General features: G+C 64.1%; 24 protein-coding genes and 1 riboswitch. Of the genes, 13 read left to right on the plus strand and 11 right to left on the minus strand.

The features are described from left to right. Positions 1–2: 2 nt before the first annotated feature. Genes QN084_RS02985 through QN084_RS02995 form a run of 3 tightly spaced genes read right to left on the minus strand, consistent with a single transcriptional unit; the run spans position 3 to position 2472 of the window. The gene (locus QN084_RS02985) at positions 3–431 is read right to left on the minus strand and encodes an HIT family protein (RefSeq protein ID WP_062097201.1); all 429 of its coding nucleotides are present in this window, start codon (positions 429–431) and stop codon (positions 3–5) included. Further along, positions 428–1582, minus strand: coding sequence for an NAD(P)-dependent alcohol dehydrogenase (locus QN084_RS02990; RefSeq protein WP_062097203.1), 1155 nt, complete (start codon positions 1580–1582; stop codon positions 428–430). The genes QN084_RS02985 and QN084_RS02990 overlap by 4 nt, the downstream gene beginning before the upstream one ends. Next, complete coding sequence (locus QN084_RS02995) at positions 1579–2472, minus strand: sulfurtransferase (protein ID WP_069695237.1); 894 nt, start codon at positions 2470–2472, stop codon at positions 1579–1581. The genes QN084_RS02990 and QN084_RS02995 overlap by 4 nt, the downstream gene beginning before the upstream one ends. 107 nt (positions 2473–2579) lie before the next feature. Here QN084_RS02995 and QN084_RS03000 point away from each other — a divergent pair, with 107 nt between their 5' ends. Continuing rightward, positions 2580–3662 carry a PLP-dependent cysteine synthase family protein gene (locus QN084_RS03000; protein ID WP_069695155.1) on the plus strand — a complete coding sequence of 361 codons (1083 nt, stop codon included), beginning with the start codon at positions 2580–2582 and terminating at the stop codon, positions 3660–3662. Here QN084_RS03000 and QN084_RS03005 read toward each other — a convergent pair. Then, a complete protein-coding gene (locus QN084_RS03005; protein WP_069695156.1) occupies positions 3659–4330 on the minus strand; it encodes an MBL fold metallo-hydrolase in 672 nt (223 codons plus the stop codon). The genes QN084_RS03000 and QN084_RS03005 overlap by 4 nt on opposite strands. Before the next feature lie 92 nt (positions 4331–4422). Between QN084_RS03005 and QN084_RS03010 the strand changes: the two genes are divergently transcribed. Beyond that, positions 4423–4890 carry a Fur family transcriptional regulator gene (locus tag QN084_RS03010; RefSeq protein WP_062097209.1) on the plus strand — a complete coding sequence of 156 codons (468 nt, stop codon included), beginning with the start codon at positions 4423–4425 and terminating at the stop codon, positions 4888–4890. 73 nt (positions 4891–4963) lie between these two features. Here QN084_RS03010 and QN084_RS03015 read toward each other — a convergent pair whose 3' ends face one another. From QN084_RS03015 to QN084_RS03035, 5 genes are all read right to left on the minus strand, one after another. After that, positions 4964–5854, minus strand: coding sequence for a metal ABC transporter permease (locus tag QN084_RS03015; RefSeq protein ID WP_069695157.1), 891 nt, complete (start codon positions 5852–5854; stop codon positions 4964–4966). Then, positions 5854–6687 carry a metal ABC transporter ATP-binding protein gene (locus tag QN084_RS03020; protein ID WP_170828549.1) on the minus strand — a complete coding sequence of 278 codons (834 nt, stop codon included), beginning with the start codon at positions 6685–6687 and terminating at the stop codon, positions 5854–5856. Before QN084_RS03020 ends, QN084_RS03015 begins: the two co-directional genes overlap by 1 nt. 95 nt (positions 6688–6782) lie before the next feature. After that, complete coding sequence (locus tag QN084_RS03025) at positions 6783–7781, minus strand: metal ABC transporter solute-binding protein, Zn/Mn family (protein WP_062097212.1); 999 nt, start codon at positions 7779–7781, stop codon at positions 6783–6785. Between the two features lie 90 nt (positions 7782–7871). After that, entirely contained in the window at positions 7872–8945 is a 1074-nt protein-coding gene (locus tag QN084_RS03030) for a hemolysin family protein (protein ID WP_021471031.1), read from the minus strand. Next, entirely contained in the window at positions 8942–10294 is a 1353-nt protein-coding gene (locus QN084_RS03035) for a hemolysin family protein (protein ID WP_062097213.1), read from the minus strand. The genes QN084_RS03030 and QN084_RS03035 overlap by 4 nt, the downstream gene beginning before the upstream one ends. A gap of 478 nt (positions 10295–10772) precedes the next feature. On the opposite strand from QN084_RS03035, the gene QN084_RS03040 reads away from it, so the two are divergent. The 5 genes from QN084_RS03040 to QN084_RS24150 all read left to right on the plus strand — a co-directional run bounded on the left by QN084_RS03040 (position 10773) and on the right by QN084_RS24150 (position 17045). Continuing rightward, positions 10773–14573, plus strand: a complete 3801-nt coding sequence (locus tag QN084_RS03040) for a multifunctional oxoglutarate decarboxylase/oxoglutarate dehydrogenase thiamine pyrophosphate-binding subunit/dihydrolipoyllysine-residue succinyltransferase subunit (RefSeq protein WP_069695158.1) — start codon at positions 10773–10775, stop codon at positions 14571–14573. Positions 14574–14708: 135 nt separating this feature from the next. After that, complete coding sequence (locus QN084_RS03045) at positions 14709–15308, plus strand: GDSL-type esterase/lipase family protein (RefSeq protein ID WP_021471034.1); 600 nt, start codon at positions 14709–14711, stop codon at positions 15306–15308. Between the two features lie 97 nt (positions 15309–15405). Then, positions 15406–16254: a DUF4097 family beta strand repeat-containing protein gene (locus tag QN084_RS03050; RefSeq protein WP_062097221.1), complete on the plus strand. Its 849-nt coding sequence runs from the start codon at positions 15406–15408 to the stop codon at positions 16252–16254. Beyond that, positions 16254–16880 carry a PadR family transcriptional regulator gene (locus QN084_RS03055; RefSeq protein WP_069695159.1) on the plus strand — a complete coding sequence of 209 codons (627 nt, stop codon included), beginning with the start codon at positions 16254–16256 and terminating at the stop codon, positions 16878–16880. The genes QN084_RS03050 and QN084_RS03055 overlap by 1 nt, the downstream gene beginning before the upstream one ends. Before the next feature lie 90 nt (positions 16881–16970). After that, positions 16971–17045 carry a 50S ribosomal protein bL37 gene (locus QN084_RS24150; protein ID WP_369299106.1) on the plus strand — a complete coding sequence of 25 codons (75 nt, stop codon included), beginning with the start codon at positions 16971–16973 and terminating at the stop codon, positions 17043–17045. 104 nt (positions 17046–17149) lie between these two features. Here the strand turns inward: QN084_RS24150 and rsrA are convergent, their stop codons facing one another. Together rsrA and QN084_RS03065 are read right to left on the minus strand one after the other, a co-directional pair. Further along, complete coding sequence (gene rsrA, locus QN084_RS03060) at positions 17150–17410, minus strand: mycothiol system anti-sigma-R factor (protein ID WP_021471037.1); 261 nt, start codon at positions 17408–17410, stop codon at positions 17150–17152. Further along, positions 17407–18198 carry a sigma-70 family RNA polymerase sigma factor gene (locus QN084_RS03065; protein WP_069695160.1) on the minus strand — a complete coding sequence of 264 codons (792 nt, stop codon included), beginning with the start codon at positions 18196–18198 and terminating at the stop codon, positions 17407–17409. The genes rsrA and QN084_RS03065 overlap by 4 nt, the downstream gene beginning before the upstream one ends. Before the next feature lie 179 nt (positions 18199–18377). On the opposite strand from QN084_RS03065, the gene QN084_RS03070 reads away from it, so the two are divergent. From QN084_RS03070 to QN084_RS03095, 6 genes are all read left to right on the plus strand, one after another. Further along, positions 18378–18893, plus strand: coding sequence for a DoxX family membrane protein (locus QN084_RS03070; RefSeq protein WP_021471039.1), 516 nt, complete (start codon positions 18378–18380; stop codon positions 18891–18893). Between the two features lie 6 nt (positions 18894–18899). Continuing rightward, positions 18900–20297, plus strand: a complete 1398-nt coding sequence (aroA, locus tag QN084_RS03075; protein WP_069695161.1) for a 3-phosphoshikimate 1-carboxyvinyltransferase — start codon at positions 18900–18902, stop codon at positions 20295–20297. Positions 20298–20299: 2 nt separating this feature from the next. After that, a complete protein-coding gene (gene rsgA, locus QN084_RS03080; RefSeq protein ID WP_062097229.1) occupies positions 20300–21415 on the plus strand; it encodes a ribosome small subunit-dependent GTPase A in 1116 nt (371 codons plus the stop codon). 56 nt (positions 21416–21471) lie between these two features. After that, a complete protein-coding gene (gene hisN, locus QN084_RS03085) occupies positions 21472–22284 on the plus strand; it encodes a histidinol-phosphatase (protein ID WP_021471042.1) in 813 nt (270 codons plus the stop codon). A 181-nt stretch (positions 22285–22465) separates the two neighbouring features. Next, a riboswitch (SAM riboswitch) is annotated at positions 22466–22579 on the plus strand. A 31-nt stretch (positions 22580–22610) separates the two neighbouring features. Next, positions 22611–24020, plus strand: coding sequence for an aminotransferase class V-fold PLP-dependent enzyme (locus tag QN084_RS03090; RefSeq protein WP_069695162.1), 1410 nt, complete (start codon positions 22611–22613; stop codon positions 24018–24020). A gap of 118 nt (positions 24021–24138) precedes the next feature. After that, positions 24139–24942: a class I SAM-dependent methyltransferase gene (locus tag QN084_RS03095; protein ID WP_069695238.1), complete on the plus strand. Its 804-nt coding sequence runs from the start codon at positions 24139–24141 to the stop codon at positions 24940–24942. Position 24943: the final 1 nt, after the last annotated feature.

The raw sequence follows: 24943 nt of genomic DNA on the forward strand, positions 1-24943 counted from the left end.
ACTCAGTCCTCCGGCACGAACCCGGCATGGCCGGCAGAACGGAGTGCCGCCCGAAGCTTCACGGCTGTTGCGTCCATGACCGCCGGATCCGGGTTGTGGTCCACATTGTGCACCTCGAAGTCGGCCATCGAATATGCCGGCCAGACGTGGACGTGCAGGTGGTCCACTTCAAAGCCCTCCATGAGCACGCCTACACGCTTGGCGTCGTAGAGGTCTTCCTGGACCTTGCCGATCTTCTGGGCCACGTCCATGACCTTGCCCAGCAGTTCGGGGCTTGCATGGGTCCACGAATCCACTTCTTCCCGCGGTACCACCAGGGTGTGGCCGGGGGTGATGGGCGCGATGGTCAGGAAGGCAACTACGTCACTGTCCTTCCACACGAAACGCCCGGGGATTTCTCCGTTGATGATCCTGGTGAACAGCGTGCTCATGCGTCAGCCCTTTCCGATGGTTCCTGAAGAGTGGAGGTGTCCAGGACAAAACGGTATTTCACGTCGCCGGCCACCATGCGGTCGTATGCCTGGTTGAGTCCGGTGGCTTCAACGATCTCGATGTCACTGGCCACGCCATGCTCGGCGCAGAAATCGAGCATCTCCTGGGTTTCCGCGATGCCCCCGATGAGGGATCCCGCGTAGGCGAGGCGCCGGCGGATGAGCTGGCCGGGGCTGACGGGAGGCATGTCCTCAGCCGGCAGGCCCAGCTGGAACAGTGCTCCCTCCAAGCGCAGGGTGCGGAAATAGGGATTGAGGTCGTGCGGGGCCGCGACGGTGTCGATGATGACGTCGATGCTCCTGTCGGCGGCCTCCATTGCCTCCGGGTCCTTCGAAAGCACCACACGGTCCGCCCCGAGTTCACGGGCGGCCTCGAATTTGGATTCCGAGGTGGTGAACACGGTGACCTCGGCGCCCATGGCCTTGGCGATCTTGACGGCCATGTGCCCCAATCCGCCAAGCCCTACGACGCCGACGGAATCGCCCTCTTCCACCTCGAAGTATCGCAAGGGCGAGTAGGTGGTGATGCCGGCGCACAGCAAGGGGGCGGCTGCGGCGGGGTCGAGCGCCTCGGGAATGCGGAGCACGAAGCGGCGGTCAACCACTACCAGTGTTGAGTATCCGCCTTGCGTCACGGCATCGCCGTTGCGGGGATCCTTCGCACCGTAAGTGCCCACGTTGCCGCGTTCGCAATACTGTTCAAGGCCCTCAAGGCAGCTTTCGCATTCCCGGCAGGAGTCCACGAGGCAGCCAACGCCCACACGGTCGCCGGGAGCGAAATCAGCCACGGCGGAACCCACCCGGGTCACCCGGCCAACAATTTCGTGGCCTGGTACCAACGGGTAGTGCGGCACCCGCCATTCGGCGCGGGTGGCGTGGACGTCGGAATGGCAGAGGCCGCAGAACTCAATGGCGATCTCGACATCGTCGTCCTTGGGCGCCCGCCTGGCAACGGTCAGGGGTACCAATCCGCTCTCCGGCGAGGTAGCCCCGTACGCGGCTGCCAGGGCCCCGCCTACCGGCGCGGCCCCGCTTTCCTCGACGGTGATCGGCTTGGCAAGGGGCGGGGGTACAGGTCGTCCAGGGGTCATGGTTCGACGCTACTCCCGGAAACGCGGCTAGTGCCACTTGGGCCCGCTCCGTCGAAGGGCCCGGCGCCCACTGCCACGGGATTCGCTCCGTTATTGGACCACTGGGAGAACGAGCCGGGGAACAGGGCTGCCTCGAAGCCGGCGATGCCCAGTGCCGCTATTTCGTGCGCTGCCGTCACCCCGGAACCGCAGTAGACGGCAACCTTCGCGCCCTCGGTGACACCCAGGCTGCCGAAGCGTCGCCGCAGTTCCCCGGCCGGCAGGAAGTGTCCGGCGTCGTCCACGTTGGCGGTGGTTGGTGCGCTGACAGCGCCGGGAATGTGCCCTGCCCGCGGATCGATCGGCTCAACCTCGCCCCGGTAGCGTTCACTGGCGCGGGCATCGAGGAGAATCCGGTCACCGTGCCACGCCGCGGCCTCACGCTCGGAGATGGTGGGCAAGAGGCCCTCGCCCAAAGAGACGTTTCCGACGGCGGCGGACACCTCGCCTGTCTCCTCCGGGTAACCTGCCGCGCGCCAGGCGGCCAGTCCGCCGTCGAGCAGGTACACCTCCTCAAGGCCCGCATTCCGCAGCATCCACCAAGCGCGCGCCGCCGCCATGCTGCCGCTGTTGTCGTACGCGACCACTGTGTCGCCGTCGTTGATTCCCCAGCTGCGGGCAGCTTCCTGGAAGCGGGCCGTGGACGGAAGGGGGTGCCGGCCCCGGTCCGGCTTCGCGTGGTCGGCCAACTGGGACGGGAGGTCCACGAAGACAGCTCCGGGCAGGTGCCCGGACAGATATTCCTCATGCCCGTCGGTCCGGCCCAGCACCCAGCGCACGTCCAGCAGCACAAGCCGCTCCCCCGCCGCGAGTCGTCTGTTCACTTCGGCTGCGTCCATGAGGATGGCCATCAGTTCTCCCTTGCTTGCGTCCTTGCCGTTGCTCCGCACCCAGCCTAGTGCGGCAGCCCGGCTGCCTCCTTCCAGAGCCTGCCGGGCCGCGCCGGTAGTCTTGTCCGGTGAGCAATTCAGGCATTCAGGACAGGGCATGGGCCCACGAGGCCATCCGGAAGATCGAGGCGGAGAACAACCGCTCCGCGGACACCCACCTCTACGCGGTGCCGCTCCCCGAACACTGGGGCGTGGACCTCTATCTCAAAGATGAATCCACGCACCGCTCCGGCAGCCTGAAGCACCGCCTGGCACGCTCGCTGTTCCTCTATGGCTTGGTCAATGGCTGGATCACCGAGGGAACCACCATCGTCGAAGCATCCAGCGGAAGCACCGCCGTGTCCGAGGCATACTTCGCGCGCCTGATCGGCCTGCCCTTCATCGCCGTCATGACTAAAACCACCAGTCCGGAGAAGATTGCGTTGATCGAAGATTTCGGGGGTGCCTGCCTGTTGGTGGATCACGCCTCGGAAGTCTACGCAGTGGCCGAGGAGACCGCCCGCACCTCCGGCGGCTACTACATGGACCAGTTCACCTTCGCCGAGCGGGCCACGGACTGGCGCGGCAACAACAACATCGCCGAATCGATCTTCCAGCAGCTGGCGCTGGAACGGCACCCCGTGCCTGAATGGATCGTGGTGGGCGCCGGCACGGGAGGAACCAGTGCGACGATCGGCCGCTACCTCCGCTATAACCGGCACAGCACACGGCTTGCCGTGGTGGATCCGGAGAATTCGGCGTTCTACCCTGCCTGGCTCGACGGGGACTGCGGATCCGCCAGCGGGCTGCCCTCACGGATCGAAGGAATCGGACGTCCGCGCGCGGAACCCAGCTTTGTTCCGGCGGTGATCGACCACATGATCCAAGTACCGGATGCCGCTTCGATTGCCGCCATGCGGCATCTGGCGAAGCTCGCAGGCCTTCATGCCGGGCCATCCACGGGAACCAACCTGTGGGGGGTCTGGCAGCTGATCGCCGGGATGGTCGACGAGGGACGGCGCGGCAGCATCGTGTCATTGATGTGCGACTCAGGTGAGCGGTACGCGGGCAGCTATTACGACGCCGGCTGGCTGGCACGGCAGGGCCTGGAACCTGCCGGTTATGAGCAGGTGCTGGACAACTTTCTCGACACCGGGACGTGGAACGGCTAAATCTCCACGGCCTGCCGGGGCGCGAGGCTGGAATACGTCGTGCCGTAGCGGGCGCCAAACCGTGTCACATGCCCCTCCACCAAGCCACGGCCCACCTCATTGAGCAACCCGTCATGGACCGGGTAGGCCTGCGGGGCCCGGACGGAGATGACAAAGTCCACCACCTCGCCCACCTTCGACCACGGAGCGTGGATCGGAACGAGGAGGGTTTTGACCTGGATGCCGTCCGGCACCACGAAGGAATCACCGGGGTGGAACACATTGCCGTCAATGAGGTAGCCGATGTTGGCCACCACGGGGATCTGCCCGTGGATCAGGGCATGCTGCCCCCCGAATGTCTTGACATCAAACCCGGCAATGTCCACAGCCGAGCCCGGGTCCACGGCCCGAATCCGCTCCTCTACGGAGTCAACCGATGCCTCAGCGGCTGCCTTGGTGAGGGTCCGCGCCACCCCCTCCGGTGCATGGACCACCAGGCGTTCGTTCATCGTCAGCGCCTCCAACAGCACGGCCTGGTCGATGTGGTCCGGGTGTTCGTGGGTGACCAGTACGGCCTGCGCGCCTTCCAAGGCCTCCTTCGATTCCGAATAAATACCGGGATCGATGACCAGGACGTTCCCGTCTTTCTCCAGGCGGACACAGGCGTGGGTGTACTTGGTGAGCTTCATGGTCACAGCCTAGGGGCGGCCGTAGAACGATTCCAAGCACCCCCTGCGGTAAAATCAGGGTTGGCCAGCACCCCAGGGAAGTGAGTTTTTCAATGCCACAGGGCACCCAATCCGCCACCGGTGGCAGGTCAACACCCACTACCGGGGGCGTCAAGGAACAACGTGTCACCAAGCAGCGACTCGCCGTCAGCGCCGCCTTGGATGAACTGGATGACTTCGTCAGCACGCAGGAGCTGTACCGGCTGCTCCAAAACAAGGGCATCTCGGTATCGCTGGCCACGGCCTACCGGATCCTGCAGTCGCTGGCAGACGACGGCCTGATCGACGTGCTCCGTAATGGCGACGGCGAGGCCGTATACCGGCGCTGCGCCGTTACCGGCCACCATCACCATCTGCTGTGCCGCAACTGCGGCAAGGCCGTGGAGGTGGAGGCTCCCGCCGTGGAGACCTGGGCCGCCAGGACCGCGGCGGAACACGGGTTCACCGAAGTGGCGCACACCGTGGAGATTTTCGGGCTCTGCCCGGAATGCACGGCCCGGAAGGCCGCCGGGACACTCTAGTCCGGCGGGACACTCCAGTCCGGCGGGTCACTACGCGGCTGCCGGGACACTCCAGTCCGGCGGGAAACTGTACCTAGACGGCGCGTGCAGGCTGGTCCCGCGACACCCTGCCGTTGAGGCCGCGGTTGGCCCGGACCCGGCCGATCACCCGGCACACCACGTAGATCAGGAATGACAAGGTTGTGACGTAAGGGCTGATGGGGATGCGGCTGCCCAGCGCCAGGAGAATTCCGCCCACCGTGGCCGTGAGTGCGAAGAGGACACTCAGGAGGACAATCAGCTTGGGCGACGTCGTTACCCTCAGCGCTGCGGCCGCCGGCGTAATCAGCAGGGCCAGCACCAGCAAGGCTCCCACGATCTGGATGGACAGTGCCACGGTGATGCCCAACAACACCATGAAGCCGATGGCGAGCCCGCGCACCGGGACTCCGCGGGCCTCTGCCATTTCAGGATCCACGCTCGCAAAGCCCAGGGGACGCCAGATCAGAACCAGGGCAGCCATGACCACAACCGCCGTTCCCGCCAGGGTCTGGAGCTGGACGGTATCCACGGACACTATCTGGCCCGTGAGCAGTCCGAACTTGTTGGCGGCACGTCCCTCATAGAGGGCCAGGAAAAGAATTCCCAGGCCCAGGCCGAACGGCATGATGACGCCGATGGTCGAGTTTTTGTCCCTGGCCCTGACGCCCATGAAGCCCAGTAGAACCGCCGCTGCCACCGAGCCCACCAGGGAGCCCAGGATGATGTCGGCTCCAATGAGCAACGCAAAAGCAGCACCGGCAAAGGACAACTCCGAAATGCCGTGGACCGCGAAGGCGAGATCGCGCTTCATCACGAACGTGCCCACCAGGCCGCCGAGCAGGCCCAGGACCGCTCCGGCCCAGATGGAGTTCTGGACCAGTGCCAGCAGTTCGCCGTAATTCTCGAAATTGAAGATGGTCTGCAGGATGCCATCGAGGTCCATCAGAACTCCTCCCCGGCAGCTGTGTGCGCATCGTCGTGGAAGTGCGTGGTGGCGTCCGGAAGCCCGACGACGACGAACCTGCCGTTGGTCTGGATGACCTCCACGTGGCTGTTGTACAGATCGGAGAGCACGTCGGTTGTCATGACTTCCTGCGGGGTGCCTACGCGGAAACGTCCACCGGCCAGGTAGAGGACACGATCCACGTAGTCGATCACGGGGTTGATTTCGTGCGTCACGAACACCACGGCACTGTTCCTCTTGTGGCACTGCTCATTAATAAGGGCACTCACGCCCTGCTGGTGGTTCAGGTCCAGCGAGAGCAGCGGCTCATCACACAGCAGCACAGCGGGATCGGTGGCCAGCGCCTGGGCAACGCGCAGGCGCTGCTGCTCCCCGCCGGACAATTGCCCCACGGGGACCTTGGCGTAGTCGGAGGCCCCGACGAGTTCCAGCAGTTCATCAACGCGCCGATTGACTTTTCCGGAGCCCAGCCGGACTCCCCAGCGGTGGCCGTCGATGCCCAGGGCTACCAGGTCCCTGGCACGTAGCGGGGTATCGGCAGCAAAAGATTTTTGCTGCGGAATGTACCCGATGGTGCGGCTCCCGCGCTCCACGGGGCGTCCGCCAAGGGTCACCGTTCCGGACTGCAGTTCCTGGAGTCCGAGGAGGACCTTGAGGAAGCTGGTCTTACCGCTTCCGTTCGGCCCCAGGACCGCGAAGAACTCGCCGGGGCTGATGTCGAGGTCAAGGCCCTTCCAGAGTGTCCGCTTGCCGAACTGAAGGCTCGCTTCGCGGAGGCTCACTACCGGTGTCAAAAGTTGTCCTCGATCCATGCGCATCCTGGGTGGGCGCAACTCAGTCAGTGGTGGGCAGTTTGCCTGGCGGCATCTGTCCTGGACGGACAGCCACCTGATTATCTTAGGCGATGCTATTTCGCCAGTGCGGCCGACATTGCCTCAACGTTGGCGGTCATCCACTGGAGGTAGTCCTTGCCCTCGGGAACGGTCTCGGTGAAGTCAACCACCGGCACGCCCGCAGCTTCGGCAGCCTTCTTCACGGACTCGGTCTGTGGACCTTCCGTTTGGCCGTTGTAGGCCAGCAGGCGGACTCCGGCCACGATGTCTGTGGTTTCCTTCAGGACGGAAGCGGGCACATCCGTCCCCTCTTCCACCGCCGAGCTGTAGGCCTCGGGCGTCTTGTTGACCAGCCCTGCGGCTTCAAGGAGGTACAGGGGAACGGGCTCCGTGATGGCTACCGGGGCGCCCTGTTGACTGGCTTTCAATGACTCCAGCTTTCCAGCCAACTCCGAAAGGCCGGTTTTGAAGCCGGCGGCGTTGTCTTTGAAGGTGGGAGCAGAAGCGGCATCCAAGGCACTGAGCTTCTCCGCCACCTTGTCCGCGAGCTTGCCCATGGCGCCCAGGCTGTACCAAACGTGCTCGTTGAACTCGCCGTGGTCGTGGCCATGGCCGTCTTCAGCGTGTGCGTCCTCGCTGTGGTTCTCCCCTTCGGGAGCCAGCCCGGATACTTCCACTGCGCTGACGATGTTTTCGTGGCCGATGTTGGTGTCGTCGGCGATTTTGTGGAGGAATCCGTCATAGCCTCCTCCGTTTTCCACGACGAGCTGCGCCTTGGAGACCACCAGCTTGTCTTGGGCGCTGGCTTCGTAGGAGTGGGGGTCCTGGCTCGTCTTGGTGATGATCGCCTTCACGTCCACCCTGTCACCGCCTACGGCTTTGACGATCTCCCCGTAGACATTGGTGGAAGTCACCACGTGCAGGACACCGGACGACGCCGACGGCGACTCCCCGCCGCCGCCCGCACCGGTACTTCCGGAGCAGGACGCAAGGGCCAGGGCAGCGATGGCGGAAACAGCGGCAACGGACAGACGGGCGGCGTAGCGACGCACGGAAACCTCGGATCTACTCATTCGAGAATGGGGCACAACAACAAATGGATGTGTCCAGTGTAGCTGCTAATAGGAATGATTCCTATTTAGAAAACAGGGATGCTGAATCCCTTACTGCTGCGGGTGCGGTCCGCCCAGCCTCCGGATGCCCGTGGCCTGCGTAGCGTCCCGGATCTCGCCCACGAGCTGCTCAATGACATCTTCAAGGAAGAGGACACCTTGGATATTCCCCTTGGGGCCAACCACGCGGGCCAAATGGGAGCCCGTCCGTTGCATCACGGACATGGCCCTTTCGATTTCGTCATCGGGCGAGAGGTTGGCAAAGGAACGGATGCGCCCCTCGGCAATGGGGTGCCTGCGCCCTTCCTCCGGGATGGACAGGATGTCCTTGACGTGCAGGTACCCGGCGAGTTCGCCGTCGTCGTCCACCATCGGGAAGCGCGAGAAGCCGGTACGGCTGACCGCTTTTTCCAACTCCACGGGAGTGGACGAGGTCTTGAGCATCACCAGCTTGTCCAGGGGCACCATGATGCTGGAAGCGGTGTGTTCGGAGAACTCAAGCGCGCCGGTCAGCAAACCGGCTTGGTCATCCACCAGGCCGTGCCTGGTGGACTCCTGCACGATCGACTGCACTTCCTCCAAGGTAAAGGAAGAGGAAACCTCGTCCTTGGGCTCGATCCGCATCAGGCGCAGGATGTGGTTGGCGAGCCAGTTCAAGGTCCAGATCACGGGCTTGACCATCCTGGCGATGAACACCAGCGGCGGCGCCAGCAGCAGTGCTGCCTTGTCCGCCACGGACACCGAAATGTTCTTCGGCACCATTTCGCCGAAGGTCACGTGCAGGAAAGTCACGAACAACAAGGCGATCCCAAAAGCGATCACATCGGCCAGTTCGACCGGAACACCCACCACTTCCAAGGGCCCGGCCAGCAGGTGGTGGATAGCCGGCTCTGCCACCTGCAGGATCAACAGCGAGCACACCGTGATGCCTAGCTGTGCGCAAGCAAGCATGAGAGACACGTTTTCCATGGCGAGCAGGGTAGTTTGAGCGCGCTTGGAGCCGCTTTCGGCCAGCGGCTCGATCTGGCTGCGGCGCGCGGACATGACGGCGAACTCGGCGCCGACAAAGAAGGCGTTGCCGATCAGAAGGACAACGAGCCACATGATGCCAACCCAATCGTTCACAGGGCACCTGCCTCATGGTTGCGCTCGTCGGTCCCCGCCGGGTTGTCCTGCGGTTCAGCTATGTGATGGAAACAGATCCTGTCGATCCTTCGACCATCCATCCTCGTGACCGTCAGCGTTCCGCCGTCGACCTCCACAGTGTCTCCCACCGTGGCGATGCGTCCCAGCTTGCTCATGACGTAGCCGCCAACGGTCTCGTAGGCCGATTCGTCAGGAACTTTCAGCCCAGGAATCTGCTCCGAGACTTCGTCCGGCCGCAGGAGACCGGGAAAATACCAATCCCCCGAAGCGCTCTGCAGCAATCCCGGACGAACCTTGTCATGTTCATCGGCAACCTCGCCCACAATTTCCTCCACCAGGTCCTCCAAGGTGGCGATTCCGGCCGTGCCGCCGTATTCGTCAAGGACCACCGCCAGTTGGAGGTTGCCCTCCCGCAGTTCGGCCAGCAGGGAGTCGAGGTGGATGGTCTCAGGGACACGCAGGACGTCGGTCATGATCGCACCGGCCTCCAGTTTGCCGCGGCGGTCGGCCGGGACAGCTACCGCCTTCTTGATGTGGACAACCCCACGGATGTCATCCGCTGAATCGCCGATCACGGGGAAGCGCGAATAGCCGGTCCGCCGGGCGGCATCCAGAATGTCCGACACGGGCTGGTCGGCGTCGATCGTCTCCATCCGGATACGCGGGGTCATGACATCCGCCGCGGTCCTGCCGGAGAAGTTCAGCGTTCGGGCCACGAAGTTCGCCGTACCTGCGTCAAGTGTTCCCAGTTCGGCTGACCGGCGGACCAGGGAAGCGAGCTCCGCGGGCGTCCGCGCTCCGGAGATCTCCTCCTTCGCTTCCAGGCCGAAGACGTTGAGGACCTTGTTCGAGAAGCCGTTCAACACCACAATGGCCGGCTTGAAGACCGCGGTGAAGACCAGTTGCGCAGGGGCAAGGCGCTTGCCCAAAGGAAACGCGAGGGCTATGGCCATGTTCTTGGGCACTAGCTCACCCAGGAGCATGGACAGAAGCGTGGCCAGCGCCATGGCCACAACCAACGCTACGGAGGCAGCGACTTCCGGGCTCAGGCCCAGCAGTGCCAGCGGTCCGCTCAGGAGATGACCCACGGAAGGCTCCATGACGAAACCCGTCAGCAAAGTGGTGAGCGTGATGCCCAGTTGGCAGCTGGACAGCTGCGTGGACAGAGACTTGAGGCATTTAAGAAGGGCTGCGGCGGCGTGGTCGCCGTCGTCCACGGCCCGCTGCACGCTGGCTTGGTCAAGCGCTACCAGGGAAAACTCGACAGCCACGAAGAAGCCGGTCCCCAGGATCAAGGCAAAACCGGCCAGGAGGAGAATCCATTCCATCTACCGCATCCCTCCACGGAGCGCGGACCTGAATACGGTCAGCGCATTGGCGGGGTGAGGGTCCGGCGGAGGTTGGTCGGGCGCAGCAGGAGACGACTCTGCGGGTCCACCGGCAGGGGCCGCCGGTTCATGATGGGCATGTGAACGGGTGCTGCCGGCGTGCTGGGTACGGTGTGCGGAGGTGCCGTCCAGGCTCCCCCGGCAGTACCCAGGCCGGCACCTGGATTTACTGTCCATAAGGGTTTTAGTCTACAGCCCGGGAAGCCGCGGGACCCGCGCTCCTTCCCGCAATCACAGGTGCCTGAGCATCGCTCACGAAAGCCGACATGATTTAGGTCACCACTATTGGCAGTTAACCAATGATCCTAACTAGACTGGCAAAGGTCTGAGTTCGCGGGACGCGGACCCTGGCACATCGTTGCGGAACAGCAACTGTGGCCAGCGGGAAAATAACACTCATGGAAGAGGCGTATTTCAAGTGCCAGAGCAGCCCAGCCACCGTCTACCAGAGGAATTTGGCGGAAACGAGTGGCTCGTTGACGAACTGTACGAGCGGTACCAGCAGGACAAGAATTCGGTCGACGCCAAATGGTGGCCGCTTTTCGAGTCCTTCAATACCAGCGAGGGCACTTCTTCCAACGGAAATTCTGCAGCCGCCACGGCTGCCAATCCCCCTACCCAAGTACTTCCCGTAGTAGCCCCGGCTGCAGCGGCTCCGGCACCGGCGCCGGCCGCGCCCAAGGCTGCTCCTGCCCCTGCGGCTGCCGCTCCGGCACCGGCACCGGCGAAGAAAGAACCGGCCACGGTTGCCAGGGACGGGGCAAAGAAGCCCACCGGCGGCAACGCGGCACAGCCGATCCCGGCCCAGCTGCCCAAGAACACCAAGGCGCCCACGGCGCCGGAAGAGGACGTCGTTTCAGTCCTCCGCGGCCCCGCAAAGGCCATCGCCTCCAACATGGTCACCAGCCTCGAAGTGCCCACCGCCACCAGCGTGCGGGCAGTACCGGCCAAGTTGCTCATTGACAACCGCGTAGTCATCAACTCCAACCTTGCCCGCGCCCGCGGCGGCAAGGTGTCCTTCACGCACCTCATTGGCTACGCCGTGGTCCGCGCGCTTTCCCAGTTCCCGTCGATGAACGTCTACTACGACGAAATCGATGGCAAGCCCAGCGCAGTCCAGCCCGCCCACGTCAACTTCGGCATCGCCATTGACATGCCCAAGCCCGACGGCACCCGCCTCCTGATGGTTCCCAACATCAAGAAGGCGGAGACCATGGACTTCGCGGAGTTCTGGCACACCTATGAGGACCTCATCAAGCGTGCCCGGAACGGCAAGCTCACCGCCGACGACCACGCCGGCACCACCGTGTCCCTCACCAATCCCGGCGGCATCGGCACTGTCCACTCGGTTCCCCGCCTCTCCAAGGGCCAGGCTGCGATCATCGGCGTCGGCGCGCTCGACTACCCGGCCGAGTTCCAGGGCGCGAGCGAGAAGATCATCGCCCAGAACGCCATCAGCAAGATCCTCACGCTGACCTCCACCTACGACCACCGCGTCATCCAGGGTGCAGGCAGCGGCGAGTTCCTCAAGCTGGTCCACCAGCTCCTCCTGGGCGCCCAGAACTTCTACGACGAGATCTTCGAAGCGCTGCGCATTCCGTACGAACCCGTCCGCTGGAGCCCGGACCTCCAGGTTGATCCGGCAGACGAAATCAACAAGGTTGCCCGGATCCAGCAGCTCATCCACTCCTACCGGGTCCGCGGCCACCTGATGGCCGACACCGATCCCCTGGAGTACGTCCAGCGCAAGCACCCGGACCTTGACGTCCTCACCTACGGCCTGACCCTGTGGGACCTGGACCGCGAATGGCCCACGGGCGGTTTCGGCGGCAAGCCGCAGCTGAAGTTCCGTGACATCCTCGGCGTCCTTCGCGACGCTTACTGCCGCACCACCGGCATCGAGTACATGCACATCCAGGAACCTGCCGAGCGCAAGTGGTTCCAGGACGAACTGGAGCACCCCTACTCCAAGCCCAGCCGCGAAGAACAGCTGCGCATCGTCTCCAAGCTCAATGCCGCAGAGGCTTTCGAAACCTTCCTGCAGACCAAGTTCGTCGGCCAGAAGCGGTTCTCGCTTGAAGGCGGCGAGTCCCTGATTCCGCTGCTGGACGCCATCATCTCCGATGCTGCCGACGACGGACTGGACGAGGTGGCCATCGGTATGGCGCACCGCGGCCGCCTGAACGTGCTGACCAACATCGCCGGCAAGACCTACGCCCAGGTGTTCCGTGAGTTCGAAGGCACCCAGGATCCGCGCTCCGTGCAGGGTTCCGGCGACGTCAAGTACCACTTGGGTACCGAAGGCACCTTCACCTCGGACAACGGCAAGCAGACCAAGGTGTACCTGGCGGCCAACCCGTCCCACCTTGAAGCCGTCGACCCGGTCCTGGAAGGCATTGTCCGCGCGAAGCAGGACCGCCTGGACCAGGGCGAGTCCTTCCCCGTCCTGCCCATCATGGTCCACGGCGACGCCGCCTTTGCAGGCCAGGGTGTTGTTGCTGAGACCCTCAACCTCTCCCAGCTCCGCGGCTACCGCACCGGCGGCACGATCCACGTGATCGTGAACAACCAGGTGGGCTTCACTACGGCTCCGTCCTCCTCGCGCTCGTCCACGTACTCCACGGACGTCGCGAAGATGATCCAGGCACCGGTCTTCCACGTGAACGGTGACGATCCCGAGGCTGTTGTCCGCGTGGCGCAGCTGGCGTACCAGTTCCGCCAGCGCTTCCACAAGGACGTCGTCATCGACATGGTCTGCTACCGCCGTCGTGGGCACAACGAGGGCGACGACCCCTCGATGACGCAGCCGCTGATGTACAACCTCATCGAGGCCAAGCGCTCCGTCCGCAAGCTGTACACCGAATCCCTGATCGGCCGTGGCGACATCACCGAGGAAGAAGCCGAGCAGTTGCTCCGCGACTACCAGGAGCGCCTGGAGCGGGTCTTCGCGGAGACGCATGCAGCGCAGACCTCGCCTATCCCGATCATCACTGCGGACTCTGCAGCTGTATCGGACATCGAGCGTCCCATTGCCCAGCAGGCGGACTTTGGCACCAACTCCCCCGCGTCCACGGCCATCTCGGCCGAAACCCTTGCACGGATCGGCAAGGCCCACGTGGAGATCCCCGATGGCTTCACCGTGCACTCCAAGCTCAAGCAGCTGCTGGAGAAGCGCGAGCAGATGTCCCGTGAGGGCGGCATCGATTGGGGCTTTGGCGAGATCGCAGCCTTTGGATCGCTCATCATGGAAGGCGTTCCCGTCCGCCTGGCCGGCCAGGACTCGCGCCGTGGCACGTTCGTCCAGCGCCACGCAGTCTTCCACGACCGCGCCAACGGCAACGAGTGGCTGCCCCTGGCGAACCTCTCTGACGACCAAGCCAAGCTGTGGATCTACGACTCCCTCCTGTCCGAATACGCAGCCATGGGCTTCGAATACGGATACTCCGTGGAGCGTCCGGATGCCCTGGTGCTGTGGGAGGCGCAGTTCGGCGACTTCGTCAACGGTGCGCAGACCATCATTGACGAGTTCATCTCCTCGGCAGAGCAGAAGTGGGGCCAGCGTTCTTCACTGGTCCTGATGCTGCCGCACGGCTATGAAGGCCAGGGCCCGGACCACTCCTCGGCCCGCATTGAGCGCTTCCTGCAGCTGTGCGCTGAGGACAACATGATCGTCGCGAATCCGACGACGTCCGCATCGCACTTCCACCTGCTTCGCCGCCAGGCCTACAGCCGGCCCCGCAAGCCGCTGATCATCTTCACGCCGAAGCAGTTGCTGCGCCTCAAGGGCGCCGCGTCCGCCGTCGAGGACTTCACTACCGGTGCATTCCGGCCGGTCATCGGCGAGCACGAGCTCCAGCCGGCCAATGTGGACCGCGTAGTCCTGGTGTCCGGCCGCTTGTACTACGACCTCCTGTCGAACCGCCAGAAGTCCGGCGACACGTCCACTGCGATCATCCGCGTGGAGCAGCTCTACCCGCTGCCCATGGCTGAGATCGAAGCTGAGCTCGCCAAGTACCCGAACGCCGACATCGTGTGGGCACAGGATGAGCCTGCCAACCAGGGTCCGTGGCCGTTCATGGGCCTGAACCTGGCACCGCAGCTGGATCGCAAGGTCCGCCTGGTGTCGCGTCCGGCATCGGCTTCCACCGCGGCCGGTTCCATGAAGCGTCACGCTGCTGAACAGGATGCCCTGATCAAGCAAGTGTTCGAACGTCAGTAGAAGGAAATCTGCCCGGCCCGAGGCGCCTTGTGCGTCTCAGGCCGGGCAGTTCTGTTTAATGGGACAGATACCCGGTTCGCAAACCGGCGCCGTCGTAAGCCGGGCATGGACCGTAACGAGTGTGAAGAGGTAACCGTGGAAGACAGGAAGCTGCGCATAGCAGCCGTGGGAGACGAACTGCTGGCGGGGCTCGGTGACCCGCGTGCTTTGGGCTGGTTGGGCCGGGTCCTGGCGCGTACGCCGCAGGAGGCGGTTGCGGTTGAGTCCTTCGCGCTCCCCTGCCCCATGGAGGGCACTGAGGGCCTGGCGGCGCGGTGGCAGGATGAGGCCGGACGGCGGTTCAGCGATACCCACGAGAACCGGCTGGTCATCGGCCTCTCGGGACGGGACCTTGAGTTCGGTCTTTCCACAGCCCGCAGCCGCCTGAACCTGGCGAACATCCTTGACGGTGCGTCGCACAGCGGGGTGGAAGTCTTCGTGGTTGGTCCCCCGCCCACGCTTGATCCGGCACGTAACAAGCGCCTGGCCGAGTTGAACACCGCCTTCGCTGACGTGACCACCCGGCGGAACCATCACTACGTGGACACGTTCTCCCCGCTGCTAAATCATGAGCAATGGCGTACCGACCTCGCAGCAAACGGAGGCACGCCCGGACAGGCCGGCTATGGATTGATCGCCTGGCTCGTGTTGCACCGCGGGTGGTTCCAGTGGCTTAACATCGCGCAGCCCGAGTAGGCGGTCTCCCGGCTCCGGCCCCGGCAACCATTGCCATCCGCCAAATCGCGATATATCGTGTTTTCATCAAACGCGATATATCGCAATTGGAGGGATCATGTCAGACGAGTTATGGACCGTGACCGGCCCGCAAACCATCGAGGTGGACGACGTCCGGTCGCTCAAGCTTGGAATCGTAAAAGGCCGCTTCGACGTGGTGACCCACGATCAGCCGTTCGTCCGGATCGAGGTGAGCGAAATCAGCGGGGATCCCCTCACCATAACCCTGGTCAACGGCCGCTTGGAGATCAGGCACCAGCTCCAAGGACCGCAGGGTTGGTTCCGTAACCTGATGGGGACCGTCAACAACACCAGCACCAATTCGGTGATAGTCGGCGTAGCGCTGCCTCCCGGAGTGGACGTAGAGGCCGGAACGGTCAGCGGTGACGGACTGGTGGCAGGTATCAGCGGCCGCATCCGGCTCAATACGGTCTCCGGATCGGTCATGGCCGACGGCACCAATGGAGAACTGCACGTCAACACCGTCAGCGGCGAAGTCATCGCCAGAAACCACGACGGCGTCCTGACCGCCAAGAGCGTTTCCGGTGAAGTAACCGCCTCGGGCACGTTCTCGAACGTCCGTGCATCCACCGTCAGCGGGGACCTCACCTTTGAGCTCCAGGATTTCACCAACGATTTCGGGGCCAATTCCGTCTCCGGTGACCTCACCATCCGGCTGCCGCACGACGTCGGGCTTGACGTCGTGGCCAAGTCGGCCAGCGGCTCTGTGGTCATTGATGACCGCCTGTACGCGCAGCCGGGAAGCAACGTCCATACCATTGTGGGCCCTGACGAGAAGCTTATGCTGTTGCGCACCAACACCGTCTCCGGCAAGACGTACATCATGCACGCCCCCGCGCCTGCTCCGGAAACCGACAGCCCGGTGTCCGGCGGAACGGGGCTCTGATGCCTCCGGTCTTCGCCCACGGGGCGCTCAGGCTTTACCTGCTGGCGCTGCTCGAGCCCGCGCCGAAACACGGCTACGAACTCATCAAGGCACTCGGCGAACGGTTCGGTGGAACCTATTCACCCAGCGCCGGAACCATCTATCCGCGGTTGGCCAAGCTGGAGGAGGAAGGCCTGGTGGCCACCGAATCAGAGGGCAGGCGGACCACATACTCCATCACTGACGCGGGCCGTGCCGAACTTGACCGCAGACGCCAGGAACTGGCCGACGTCGAGGAGACCATCTCCGCCTCCGTCCGGAGGCTGGCTGACGGACTGAGGGCTGATATCCGGAGCAACATGCGCGGACTCAGGGCTGATCTTGCCGCTACTGCCGAGGCGGCACGAACCACTGCGCGAACCTCTGCACGCACCCCGACCGCCGGCGAAAGCACGTACGCCTACTCCCCCGAGGGACAGCGGATCCTCAAGGAAGCCGAACTCATGGTCCAGTCCTTCCGCGATGACATCCGGATGGAGCTGCGGAAACAAGGCGCGGCGCATCCCTTGTCACCGATGGCTCTGGAGACAGTCCGGACTGTCCTGGACCAAGCCCGCATCTCCATCCGGAACTCGCTTCGAAGCTGAGTCCGGACTTCCCGGTTCGCGAGGCCCTGCCCGGATGTGCGAAACTGGAGGGCAGCTTTATTGTGAATCAATCATTGAAGGAGGCCAGCTATGAGCAAGCGTGCACGTAAGCGTCGTGACCGTAAGCGCGGCGGCGCAAACCACGGCAAGCGCCCCAACACCTAAGCCAGAGGCTTGGAGTCAAGGCTTAAAGCAAAGGCCCCGGAAACCATGCGGTTTCCAGGGCCTTTCGCGTTTAAGCGGCTTTGGTCAGCGGACCTGCGGCCGGTTCAGGCCTCCACGGGCTTGATCGAGTGGATCCTGTCAAGAATGGAGTTCTTGAGGTTCTCCGGCGCAGATTCGGTGCAGGAGCGCTTGACCATGGTGCGGATGAGGCACTCGAGATCGTACTGCTCGGAGCACTCCTCGCAACCGTCCAAGTGCTGCTTGATCTCGCCGAGGTCCTCACGGGTCAGTGCGCCGTCGAGGTACTCGTAGATACGCTGCATGCGCGTATCGTCGCAATCGCCCAATCCCTGGCAGTCGCTCATTTCTCTTTCTCCTGATTGTTGCTACCGGCCGTGGCCTGGTCTTCTGTCTGGGCCCGGAAGCCCCGTTCGGCGGCGTAGTCCGCCAGCATGTCCCGGAGCATCTTCCTGCCGCGGTGCAGGCGCGACATGACGGTGCCGATCGGGGTATTCATGATCTCTGATATCTGCTTGTACGCATACCCCTCGACATCCGCGAAGTAGACGGCCAGGCGGAACTCTTCCGGGATGGACTGCAAGGCATTCTTGACGTCCGAATCCGGGAGATGGTCGAGGGCCTCGGCTTCTGCGGAGCGCAGTCCCGCGGACGTGTGCGACTCCGCCTTGGCCAGCTGCCAGTCCTCGATCGTGTCCGAGTTGGACTGCAGGGGTTCCCGCTGCCGCTTCCGGTAGAGGTTGATGTAGGTATTGGTCAGGATCCGGTACAGCCAGGCTTTGAGGTTCGTGCCCGGCTTGTATTGGTGGAACGCAGAGAAGGCCTTGGTGTAAGCCTCCTGGACCAGGTCCTCGGCATCGGACGGGTTGCGCGCCATGCGCATCGCCGCCGAGTAAAGCTGGTCCACATACTGCATGGCGTCGCGCTCAAAGCGTGCCCGGCGCTGCTCGGCGGTTTCGGTGGAAGGATCGACGGCGGCCGGGGCCTGAGCGTCGTCGTCGGCTGCCTGGTCCGTGGCCGCTGCGGCCGGTTCAATGGTGCTCATCGATGCCAAGTCTACTGTCAGCTGCAGTGAATCCAGCTGCGCGGGCGACGTGGGCCCTGGTAAATCCGTGCGGTCCCTCACCAAGGTCAAAAAACCAACTCCGTTCGTGAAGCGGCAACACCATGCCGCGGCCCGGTCTTCACCGCGCCTTCTGTTCACAACGGCCACCGGTGGGTAAATATTCCGCAAAGGTGCAAGACTAGAGCAGACTGCACCCCTTGAACACGACGTCAAACGACGCCTGTGGCCAATCATCCAGGAGGCAAGACATGTCTGTAATCCGTTTCCTCGCGCGACCCATGCTCGCATCAAGTTTCGTCATTACCGGGCTGGACAAACTGAAGAACGCGGATGACACTGCCAGGCAGTTATCGCCGGTACTTCGCCGGGCTTCCGAGTCCCTGCCTTTCCAGACAGACGAGAAAGTCCTGGCCCGCGTCATCGGTGGCGCGCAGTTGGGAGCAGGTGCCCTCCTCGGCCTGGGAAAAATGTCCCGTTTCGCTGCCACCGTGCTCGCTTTGACCTCGGCGCTAAACACCTACGTGGAGTGGCGCTCAGCGGATATCAGCACCAAGGAAGGCCGTAACGCACGCCGTGCCCAGCTGCTGAAGAACATTTCCCTGACCGGAGGCGTGCTGCTCGCTTCCGTGGACACTGCCGGACGCCCCAGCCTGGCATGGCGCGCCGAACACCTTGCCGCCGACGCAAAGAAAGTCACCGGGAAGCAGATCAAGCGCGCAGACAAAGCAGTACGCAAGGCCGTCGACCACGCAGTTGGAGCATAAGGAAGCATGACTGGTACCACCGCAGCAAACACCGGCACGGAAAGCGCCGCAGCACAATCCCTCTGGCCGGCGCCCTTTGCCAAGCAGCCGGTCGATGCCACGGTAACGGTACCGGGCTCCAAGTCCTTAACCAACAGGTTCCTGATCTTGGCGGCCCTGGCTGATGGGCCGTCAAGGTTGCGGGCTCCCCTGCACTCGCGGGACTCCGCCTTGATGGTCCAGGCCTTGCGCCACTTGGGAGCGACCGTCACCGAGGTGCCGGGCGACGGGGACTACGGTCCCGACCTCGAGATCAGCCCCATCAGTTCGACGGACACTCCCTCCGACACCTCCATCGACTGCGGCCTTGCCGGAACGGTCATGAGGTTTGTTCCCCCTGTGGCGGCCCTCCGCCGGGGAACTGCTGTCTTCGACGGCGACCCCCATGCCCGCAAGCGCCCCATGGGAACCATCATCGAGGCGCTCGTAGCCCTTGGGGTTCCGGTTCGCGCCGAAGGCGGCAGGACGCCGTCGGCCCTGCCTTTCGCGGTGGAAGGCACCGGCAAAGTCCGCGGCGGGCATCTCGTGATAGATGCCAGTGCCTCGTCGCAGTTCGTATCGGCGTTGTTGCTGGTGGGCGCGCGCTTCACCGAAGGCCTGCATCTTGAACATGTCGGCAAGCCGGTGCCAAGCCTCGACCACATCAGCATGACAGTATCCGTGCTCCGCAGCGTAGGGGTCAGCGTGGACGATTCGGTGCCCAACCATTGGCGCGTGGCTCCCGGCCCCATCCGTGCCTTCGACCAGCGCATCGAACAGGACCTGTCCAACGCCGGTCCCTTCCTGGCCGCCGCGCTGGCCACCCGCGGCACCGTCAGAATCCCCAACTGGCCCCTCCGGACAACCCAGGTGGGTGACCTCTGGCGCAGCATCCTCACCACCATGGGGGCAACCGTCACGCTGGAAGACGGCACGCTCACCGTCACGGGCGGTCCCGACATCAAGGGGGCGGACTTTGACGAGACCAGCGAACTGGCTCCCACCGTTGCCGCCCTGTGCGCTTTGGCCAGCGGACCCTCCCGCCTGACCGGGATCGCCCACCTCAGGGGCCACGAAACGGACCGGCTCGCCGCGTTGGTGAACGAGATCAACCGCCTCGGCGGGGACGCGGAAGAAACCGCGGACGGTCTCATCATCCGTCCGGCTGCCCTGCACGGCGGCGTCGTGCACAGCTATGCGGACCACCGCATGGCTACGGCGGGTGCCATCCTCGGGCTCGCCGTGGAAGGGGTGGAAGTGGAAGACATCGCCACGACTTCCAAAACGATGCCCGAATTCCCGCACATGTGGGCAGCCATGCTCGGGCAGGCTACCCACGATTCCGGCGAATTCCCACAGGCGGGCACAACCGGGGGCAACCGCTGACCATGGGCCGCGACGCACGCTCCTGGGACGAATCGGATGTCCGCATCCGTCCGAACAAGAAGGGTTCCAGGCCCCGCACCAAGGACCGTCCCAGCCACGACGACGCCGTGGTGGGACGAATCATCACGGTCGACCGCGGGCGCTACACGGCGATCGTGGGCGAGGACTCTGACAACGAACGCGTAGTCATTGCAGCCAGGGCCCGCGAACTCCGCCGCACGCCGGTGGTTCCGGGCGATTTCGTTGCCTTGGTGGGCGATGTCTCCGGCAGCCCCGATACCCTGGCGCGGCTGGTCCGCGTCGAAGAACGCCGGACCCTGTTGCGTCGCAGCGCCGATGACACGGACCCGATCGAGCGGGTAGTGGTGGCGAACGCCGACCAGCTGGTAGTGGTGGTGGCCGCGGCCAACCCGGAGCCGCGTACAGGTTTCATCGACCGCGCCTTGGTGGCAGCCTACGACGCCGGCATAGAGCCGCTGCTGCTCATCACCAAGGCGGACGTCAAGGATCCGGCGGAACTTCTTTCGAACTACCTCAGCCTGGACTTTCCGGTCATCATCAGCCGCACGGCGGATTCACAGGCATCCGGCATCGATGCCCGCTCGGACGACGGCTTGTCCGCCCGGCTCGACAGCGAAGCGGTGTCCCGCCTGCGGGACCACCTCGATGGAAAAGTGACCGTCATGCTGGGGCACTCCGGCGTCGGCAAGTCCACCATGGTCAATGCGCTGACGGGCGCGGAACGGGCAACCGGCGGAGTCAACGCCGTGACGGGCCGCGGCCGGCATACTTCATCGTCGGCCCTGGCCCTCAAGCTGGCCGACGCTCCTTCGGGCAGCTGGATCATCGATACTCCCGGCATCCGTTCCTTCGGATTGGCCCACGTTGACCCGGACCGGATCCTGCACTCCTTCCCGGACCTCGAGCCCGGTACCGAAGACTGCGAACGGGGCTGCAAACACGACGCCAACGCCGTCAACTGCGGACTGGACGCCTGGGTCAACGAAGGGCATGCCGGACCTTCCGGCACCGCAAGGCTGGCGTCCCTGCGCCGGCTCCTCGGAGCGGACCCACGCCTGGAGGCGAAGGAAACCAAGGAACTCGGCACCGTCAACTGAGACGGGAAAAGCACCACTTCCCGGGTGCAGGGATTGTTTCGCGATAGTTTGGTGGCATGACCCAACCCGTTTCCAGTTACAACGATGACCTGCGGCTGGCCCACGTCCTGGCCGATTCGGTGGACGCCCAGACCATGGACCGGTTCAAGGCCCTGGACCTGCAGATCGAAACCAAACCCGACCTGACGCCGGTCACCGATGCGGACAAGGCCGCCGAGGAAGCCATCCGCGGCCAGCTCTCGCGTTCGCGTCCCCGCGACGCCGTGCTGGGCGAAGAGTTCGGCAGCAGCGGCCATGGATCGCGGCGCTGGATCATCGACCCCATCGACGGGACGAAGAACTTTGTTCGAGGGGTGCCGGTGTGGGCGACCTTGATCGCCCTCGTTGACGAGGACGAGCCCGTGGTGGGTGTGGTCAGCGCGCCGGCACTCGGCAAACGCTGGTGGGCCGCCAAGGGCATGGGAGCCTACACAGGGCGGTCCCTCGCATCGGCCACCCGTTTGAAAGTCTCCAATGTCTCTTCGTTGGCGGACGCGTCACTGTCCTTCTCGAGCCTTTCGGGATGGAAGGAGCGCGGAAACCTGGACGAATTCCTTTCCCTCACTGACGACGTCTGGCGGACCCGCGCCTTCGGGGATTTCTGGTCCTACTGCCTGGTGGCCGAAGGTGCCGTGGACATCGCCTGCGAACCGGAACTAAACCTGTACGACATGGCTGCCTTGGTGCCGATCGTCACGGAGGCCGGCGGCAGGTTCACCTCGCTTGAGGGCGAAGACGGCCCCTTCGGCGGCAACGCGCTGGCCACCAATTCCATCCTCCACTCAGAGGTCCTGAAGCGTCTCAACCCGGAGATCGACGATCTCCTTTAGCGCGCTCCGGCAACAGCCGAACCGTAATGCTGCGAATAATCGACGGCGACAAACCCACTTCAGGGTGCCATCGCCGTCGATTATTCGAACAAAACGGGATTCGGCTCTCTCCGTAACAAACCGCTTAACAAACTCCTCCCGCTTTGAATCGTCCACGGAAGGTGTCCTAGTCTCTTCTACAGGTCACGAGTGCCAGCGCTAAACCCCGGTTTGCTGGCCGGCAACCCTCCATTCGCGGTGGGGTGCCCCGGGTGACGACCAGGCCGGTCCGGAACGGATACGGCAAGCGCGGATCCCTTGGAGGGGTCCTTCTTGAGTGAGGTCCCATGAGCACTGTTACGTTCGATTCCACCGTCCTGCCCGCTTTCGGAGATGACCACGCGGCCCACGAAGCCCTCGCAGCGCGACCGCTGGCCGCCGTCACAGGAGCAGAGCTGCAGGCTCCCCTGATCCAAGGGGGCCACGTCAGGTACGCAAACCTTGACTACGGAGCGTCGGCCCCGGCACTGACCATCGTCTCTGCCTACTTGAATGAAATCCTGCCCTATTACGCCAGTGTGCACCGTGGCGCCGGTTACGCATCCCAAATCAGCACGTCCGTCTATGAAAACTCGCGGAACATCGTGCGGGACTTCGTTGGCGGCCGGCCGGATGATTCAGTCATCTTCACCCGCAACACCACCGATTCGCTGAACCTCCTCGCCGGATGCCTCCCCCAGCTTGACGGCGCACCGGCCGGTGAAGTGCTGTACCTCGACATTGAGCACCACGCCAACCTGCTTCCCTGGCAGGGCGTACCGCACCGCAGCGTCATCGCCTCCCCCACGTTGTCTGCCACCATCGCCAACCTGCGCGATGAATTGAGCCAGGGCGGAATATCCCTGCTCGCTGTGACCGGCGCTTCCAACGTCACCGGCGAAATCCTGCCGATTGCAGAGCTCGCAGCGTTGGCGCATGAGTTCGACGCGCGGATCGTCGTCGATGCAGCCCAGCTCGCCCCGCACCGGCGCATCAACATTTCCGAGAGCGACGTGGACTACGTCGTCTTCTCGGGGCACAAGCTCTACGCGCCCTTCGGCGCAGGCGTCGTGGTCGGCCGTCCCGATTGGCTCGACGCCGGAACCCCACACCTTGCCGGCGGCGGCGCCGTTCGTGAAGCGCGCCTGGATTCGGTGAGCTGGGCAACTGGTCCGGCCCGGCACGAGGGCGGCTCCCCCAACGTCCTGGGGGCAGCCACCTTGGCGCGGGCTACCCAGGTGCTGGCCGGCTTGGACCAACAGGACTGGCACAACCATGAGGTGGCAATCCGATCCTTCCTGGTTGAGGGCTTGGAATCCATTGAAGGGGTCACCGTCCACCGGATCTTCAGTGATTCCACCGACACCATCGGCGTCGTCAACTTCTCCGTTGAAGGCTTCGACGCGGGACTGGTGGCGGCTTACCTGGCCGCCGAGCACGGCGTGGGCCTGCGCGATGGCCGTTTCTGCGCCCACCCGCTCCTGAAGCGCCTCGGCTTGCCGTCCGGTTCACTGCGCGCCAGCTTCGGCGTCGGCTCCCGGCTTGAGGACGCTGCCAGGCTGCTGGCCGGCATCCGGCAACTGAAGACCACCGGACTTGGCTGGGATTACGTCGTGGACGAGGGCCGTTGGGTCCCCTCAAACGATCACCGCAGCTACCCGGAGTGGGCGCCCAATACGCCCGGAACCGCCGGGGCCGCTCCCTGCACCGTGGACTAGGAGCCTTCCCGGCCTTGGCGCCACGTTGCTGCGGTAGATTCTTTGGGTATCCCTGACTACTGCCGCTGAAGGAGTCCCCCGCGTGTCCACGCGTTCAAGCAACGAATCCGGAGGATCACTGCCCTCCGGCCTCCCGGTTTCTTCCGGAGGTGCCGGACGCGCCGGACGCGCCGGCGGCCCAAAGCTGCACGCGCACCGACGTCGGGAACTGGGGCAGAGCTTCCAGGACGGCGGCGAACATTATGATCGGGTCCGCCCCGGGTACCCGGCGGATTCCGTCGATTGGCTGCTGCCCCCGAACGCACGGACCGCGGCCGATATTGGCGCAGGGACAGGCAAATTCACAGCACTGCTGCTCGACCGGGGCCTGCAGGTCAGCGCCGTCGACCCTTCCGCGGACATGCTGGACCAGCTGCGGAAGAACTGCCCGCAGGCGCACGCCGTTGAAGGTACTGCCGAAGTGACGGGACTGGCGGACTCAGTTTTCGACGTCGTCAGTGTCGCCCAGGCCTGGCACTGGTGCGATCCGCTCAAGGCAAGTACCGAGATTGCCCGGATCCTCCGTCCGCACGGAACGCTCGGCCTCATCTGGAACCAACTGGACACCTCCGTGGCCTGGGTTCATCGCCTTTCACGCATCATGCATGCCGGTGATGTCCATAAGCCGGGGTTCCGGCCAGTGGTGGGCCCGGAGTTCGAGAACCTCGAAAGCCACGTCACCAGCTGGCAGGACGCAGTGTCCCCCGAGGACATCATGGAACTGACCAAGTCCCGCAGCTACTACCTGCGCGCCAATCAGGCCACCCGGGAGAAAGTGATGGGCAACCTGGAGTGGTACCTCTACGAGCACTTGCACCATGCCCGCGGCGAGCTCCTCGCCTTGCCGTACGTGACGCACACCTGGCGGGCCCGCAAGGCCTGAG

It is taken from the genome of Paenarthrobacter sp. R1 (genome assembly GCF_030264015.1).
Lineage (GTDB): Bacteria > Actinomycetota > Actinomycetes > Actinomycetales > Micrococcaceae > Arthrobacter > Arthrobacter ureafaciens.

Excerpts from the sequence above, each read along its gene's own strand:
- QN084_RS03025 (WP_062097212.1), bottom strand. The coding sequence starts at position 7,781 with ATGAGTAGATCCGAGGTTTCCGTGCGTCGCTACGCCGCCCGTCTGTCC.
- QN084_RS03055 (WP_069695159.1), top strand. The coding sequence starts at position 16,254 with ATGCCTCCGGTCTTCGCCCACGGGGCGCTCAGGCTTTACCTGCTGGCG.
- QN084_RS02990 (WP_062097203.1), bottom strand. The coding sequence starts at position 1,582 with ATGACCCCTGGACGACCTGTACCCCCGCCCCTTGCCAAGCCGATCACC.
- hisN (WP_021471042.1), top strand. The coding sequence starts at position 21,472 with ATGACCCAACCCGTTTCCAGTTACAACGATGACCTGCGGCTGGCCCAC.
- QN084_RS03015 (WP_069695157.1), bottom strand. The coding sequence starts at position 5,854 with ATGGACCTCGATGGCATCCTGCAGACCATCTTCAATTTCGAGAATTAC.
- rsrA (WP_021471037.1), bottom strand. The coding sequence starts at position 17,410 with ATGAGCGACTGCCAGGGATTGGGCGATTGCGACGATACGCGCATGCAG.
- QN084_RS03070 (WP_021471039.1), top strand. The coding sequence starts at position 18,378 with ATGTCTGTAATCCGTTTCCTCGCGCGACCCATGCTCGCATCAAGTTTC.
- rsgA (WP_062097229.1), top strand. The coding sequence starts at position 20,300 with ATGGGCCGCGACGCACGCTCCTGGGACGAATCGGATGTCCGCATCCGT.
- QN084_RS03010 (WP_062097209.1), top strand. The coding sequence starts at position 4,423 with ATGCCACAGGGCACCCAATCCGCCACCGGTGGCAGGTCAACACCCACT.
- QN084_RS03005 (WP_069695156.1), bottom strand. The coding sequence starts at position 4,330 with ATGAAGCTCACCAAGTACACCCACGCCTGTGTCCGCCTGGAGAAAGAC.
- aroA (WP_069695161.1), top strand. The coding sequence starts at position 18,900 with ATGACTGGTACCACCGCAGCAAACACCGGCACGGAAAGCGCCGCAGCA.
- QN084_RS03050 (WP_062097221.1), top strand. The coding sequence starts at position 15,406 with ATGTCAGACGAGTTATGGACCGTGACCGGCCCGCAAACCATCGAGGTG.
- QN084_RS02985 (WP_062097201.1), bottom strand. The coding sequence starts at position 431 with ATGAGCACGCTGTTCACCAGGATCATCAACGGAGAAATCCCCGGGCGT.
- QN084_RS03035 (WP_062097213.1), bottom strand. The coding sequence starts at position 10,294 with ATGGAATGGATTCTCCTCCTGGCCGGTTTTGCCTTGATCCTGGGGACC.
- QN084_RS02995 (WP_069695237.1), bottom strand. The coding sequence starts at position 2,472 with ATGGCCATCCTCATGGACGCAGCCGAAGTGAACAGACGACTCGCGGCG.
- QN084_RS03090 (WP_069695162.1), top strand. The coding sequence starts at position 22,611 with ATGAGCACTGTTACGTTCGATTCCACCGTCCTGCCCGCTTTCGGAGAT.
- QN084_RS03020 (WP_170828549.1), bottom strand. The coding sequence starts at position 6,687 with ATGGATCGAGGACAACTTTTGACACCGGTAGTGAGCCTCCGCGAAGCG.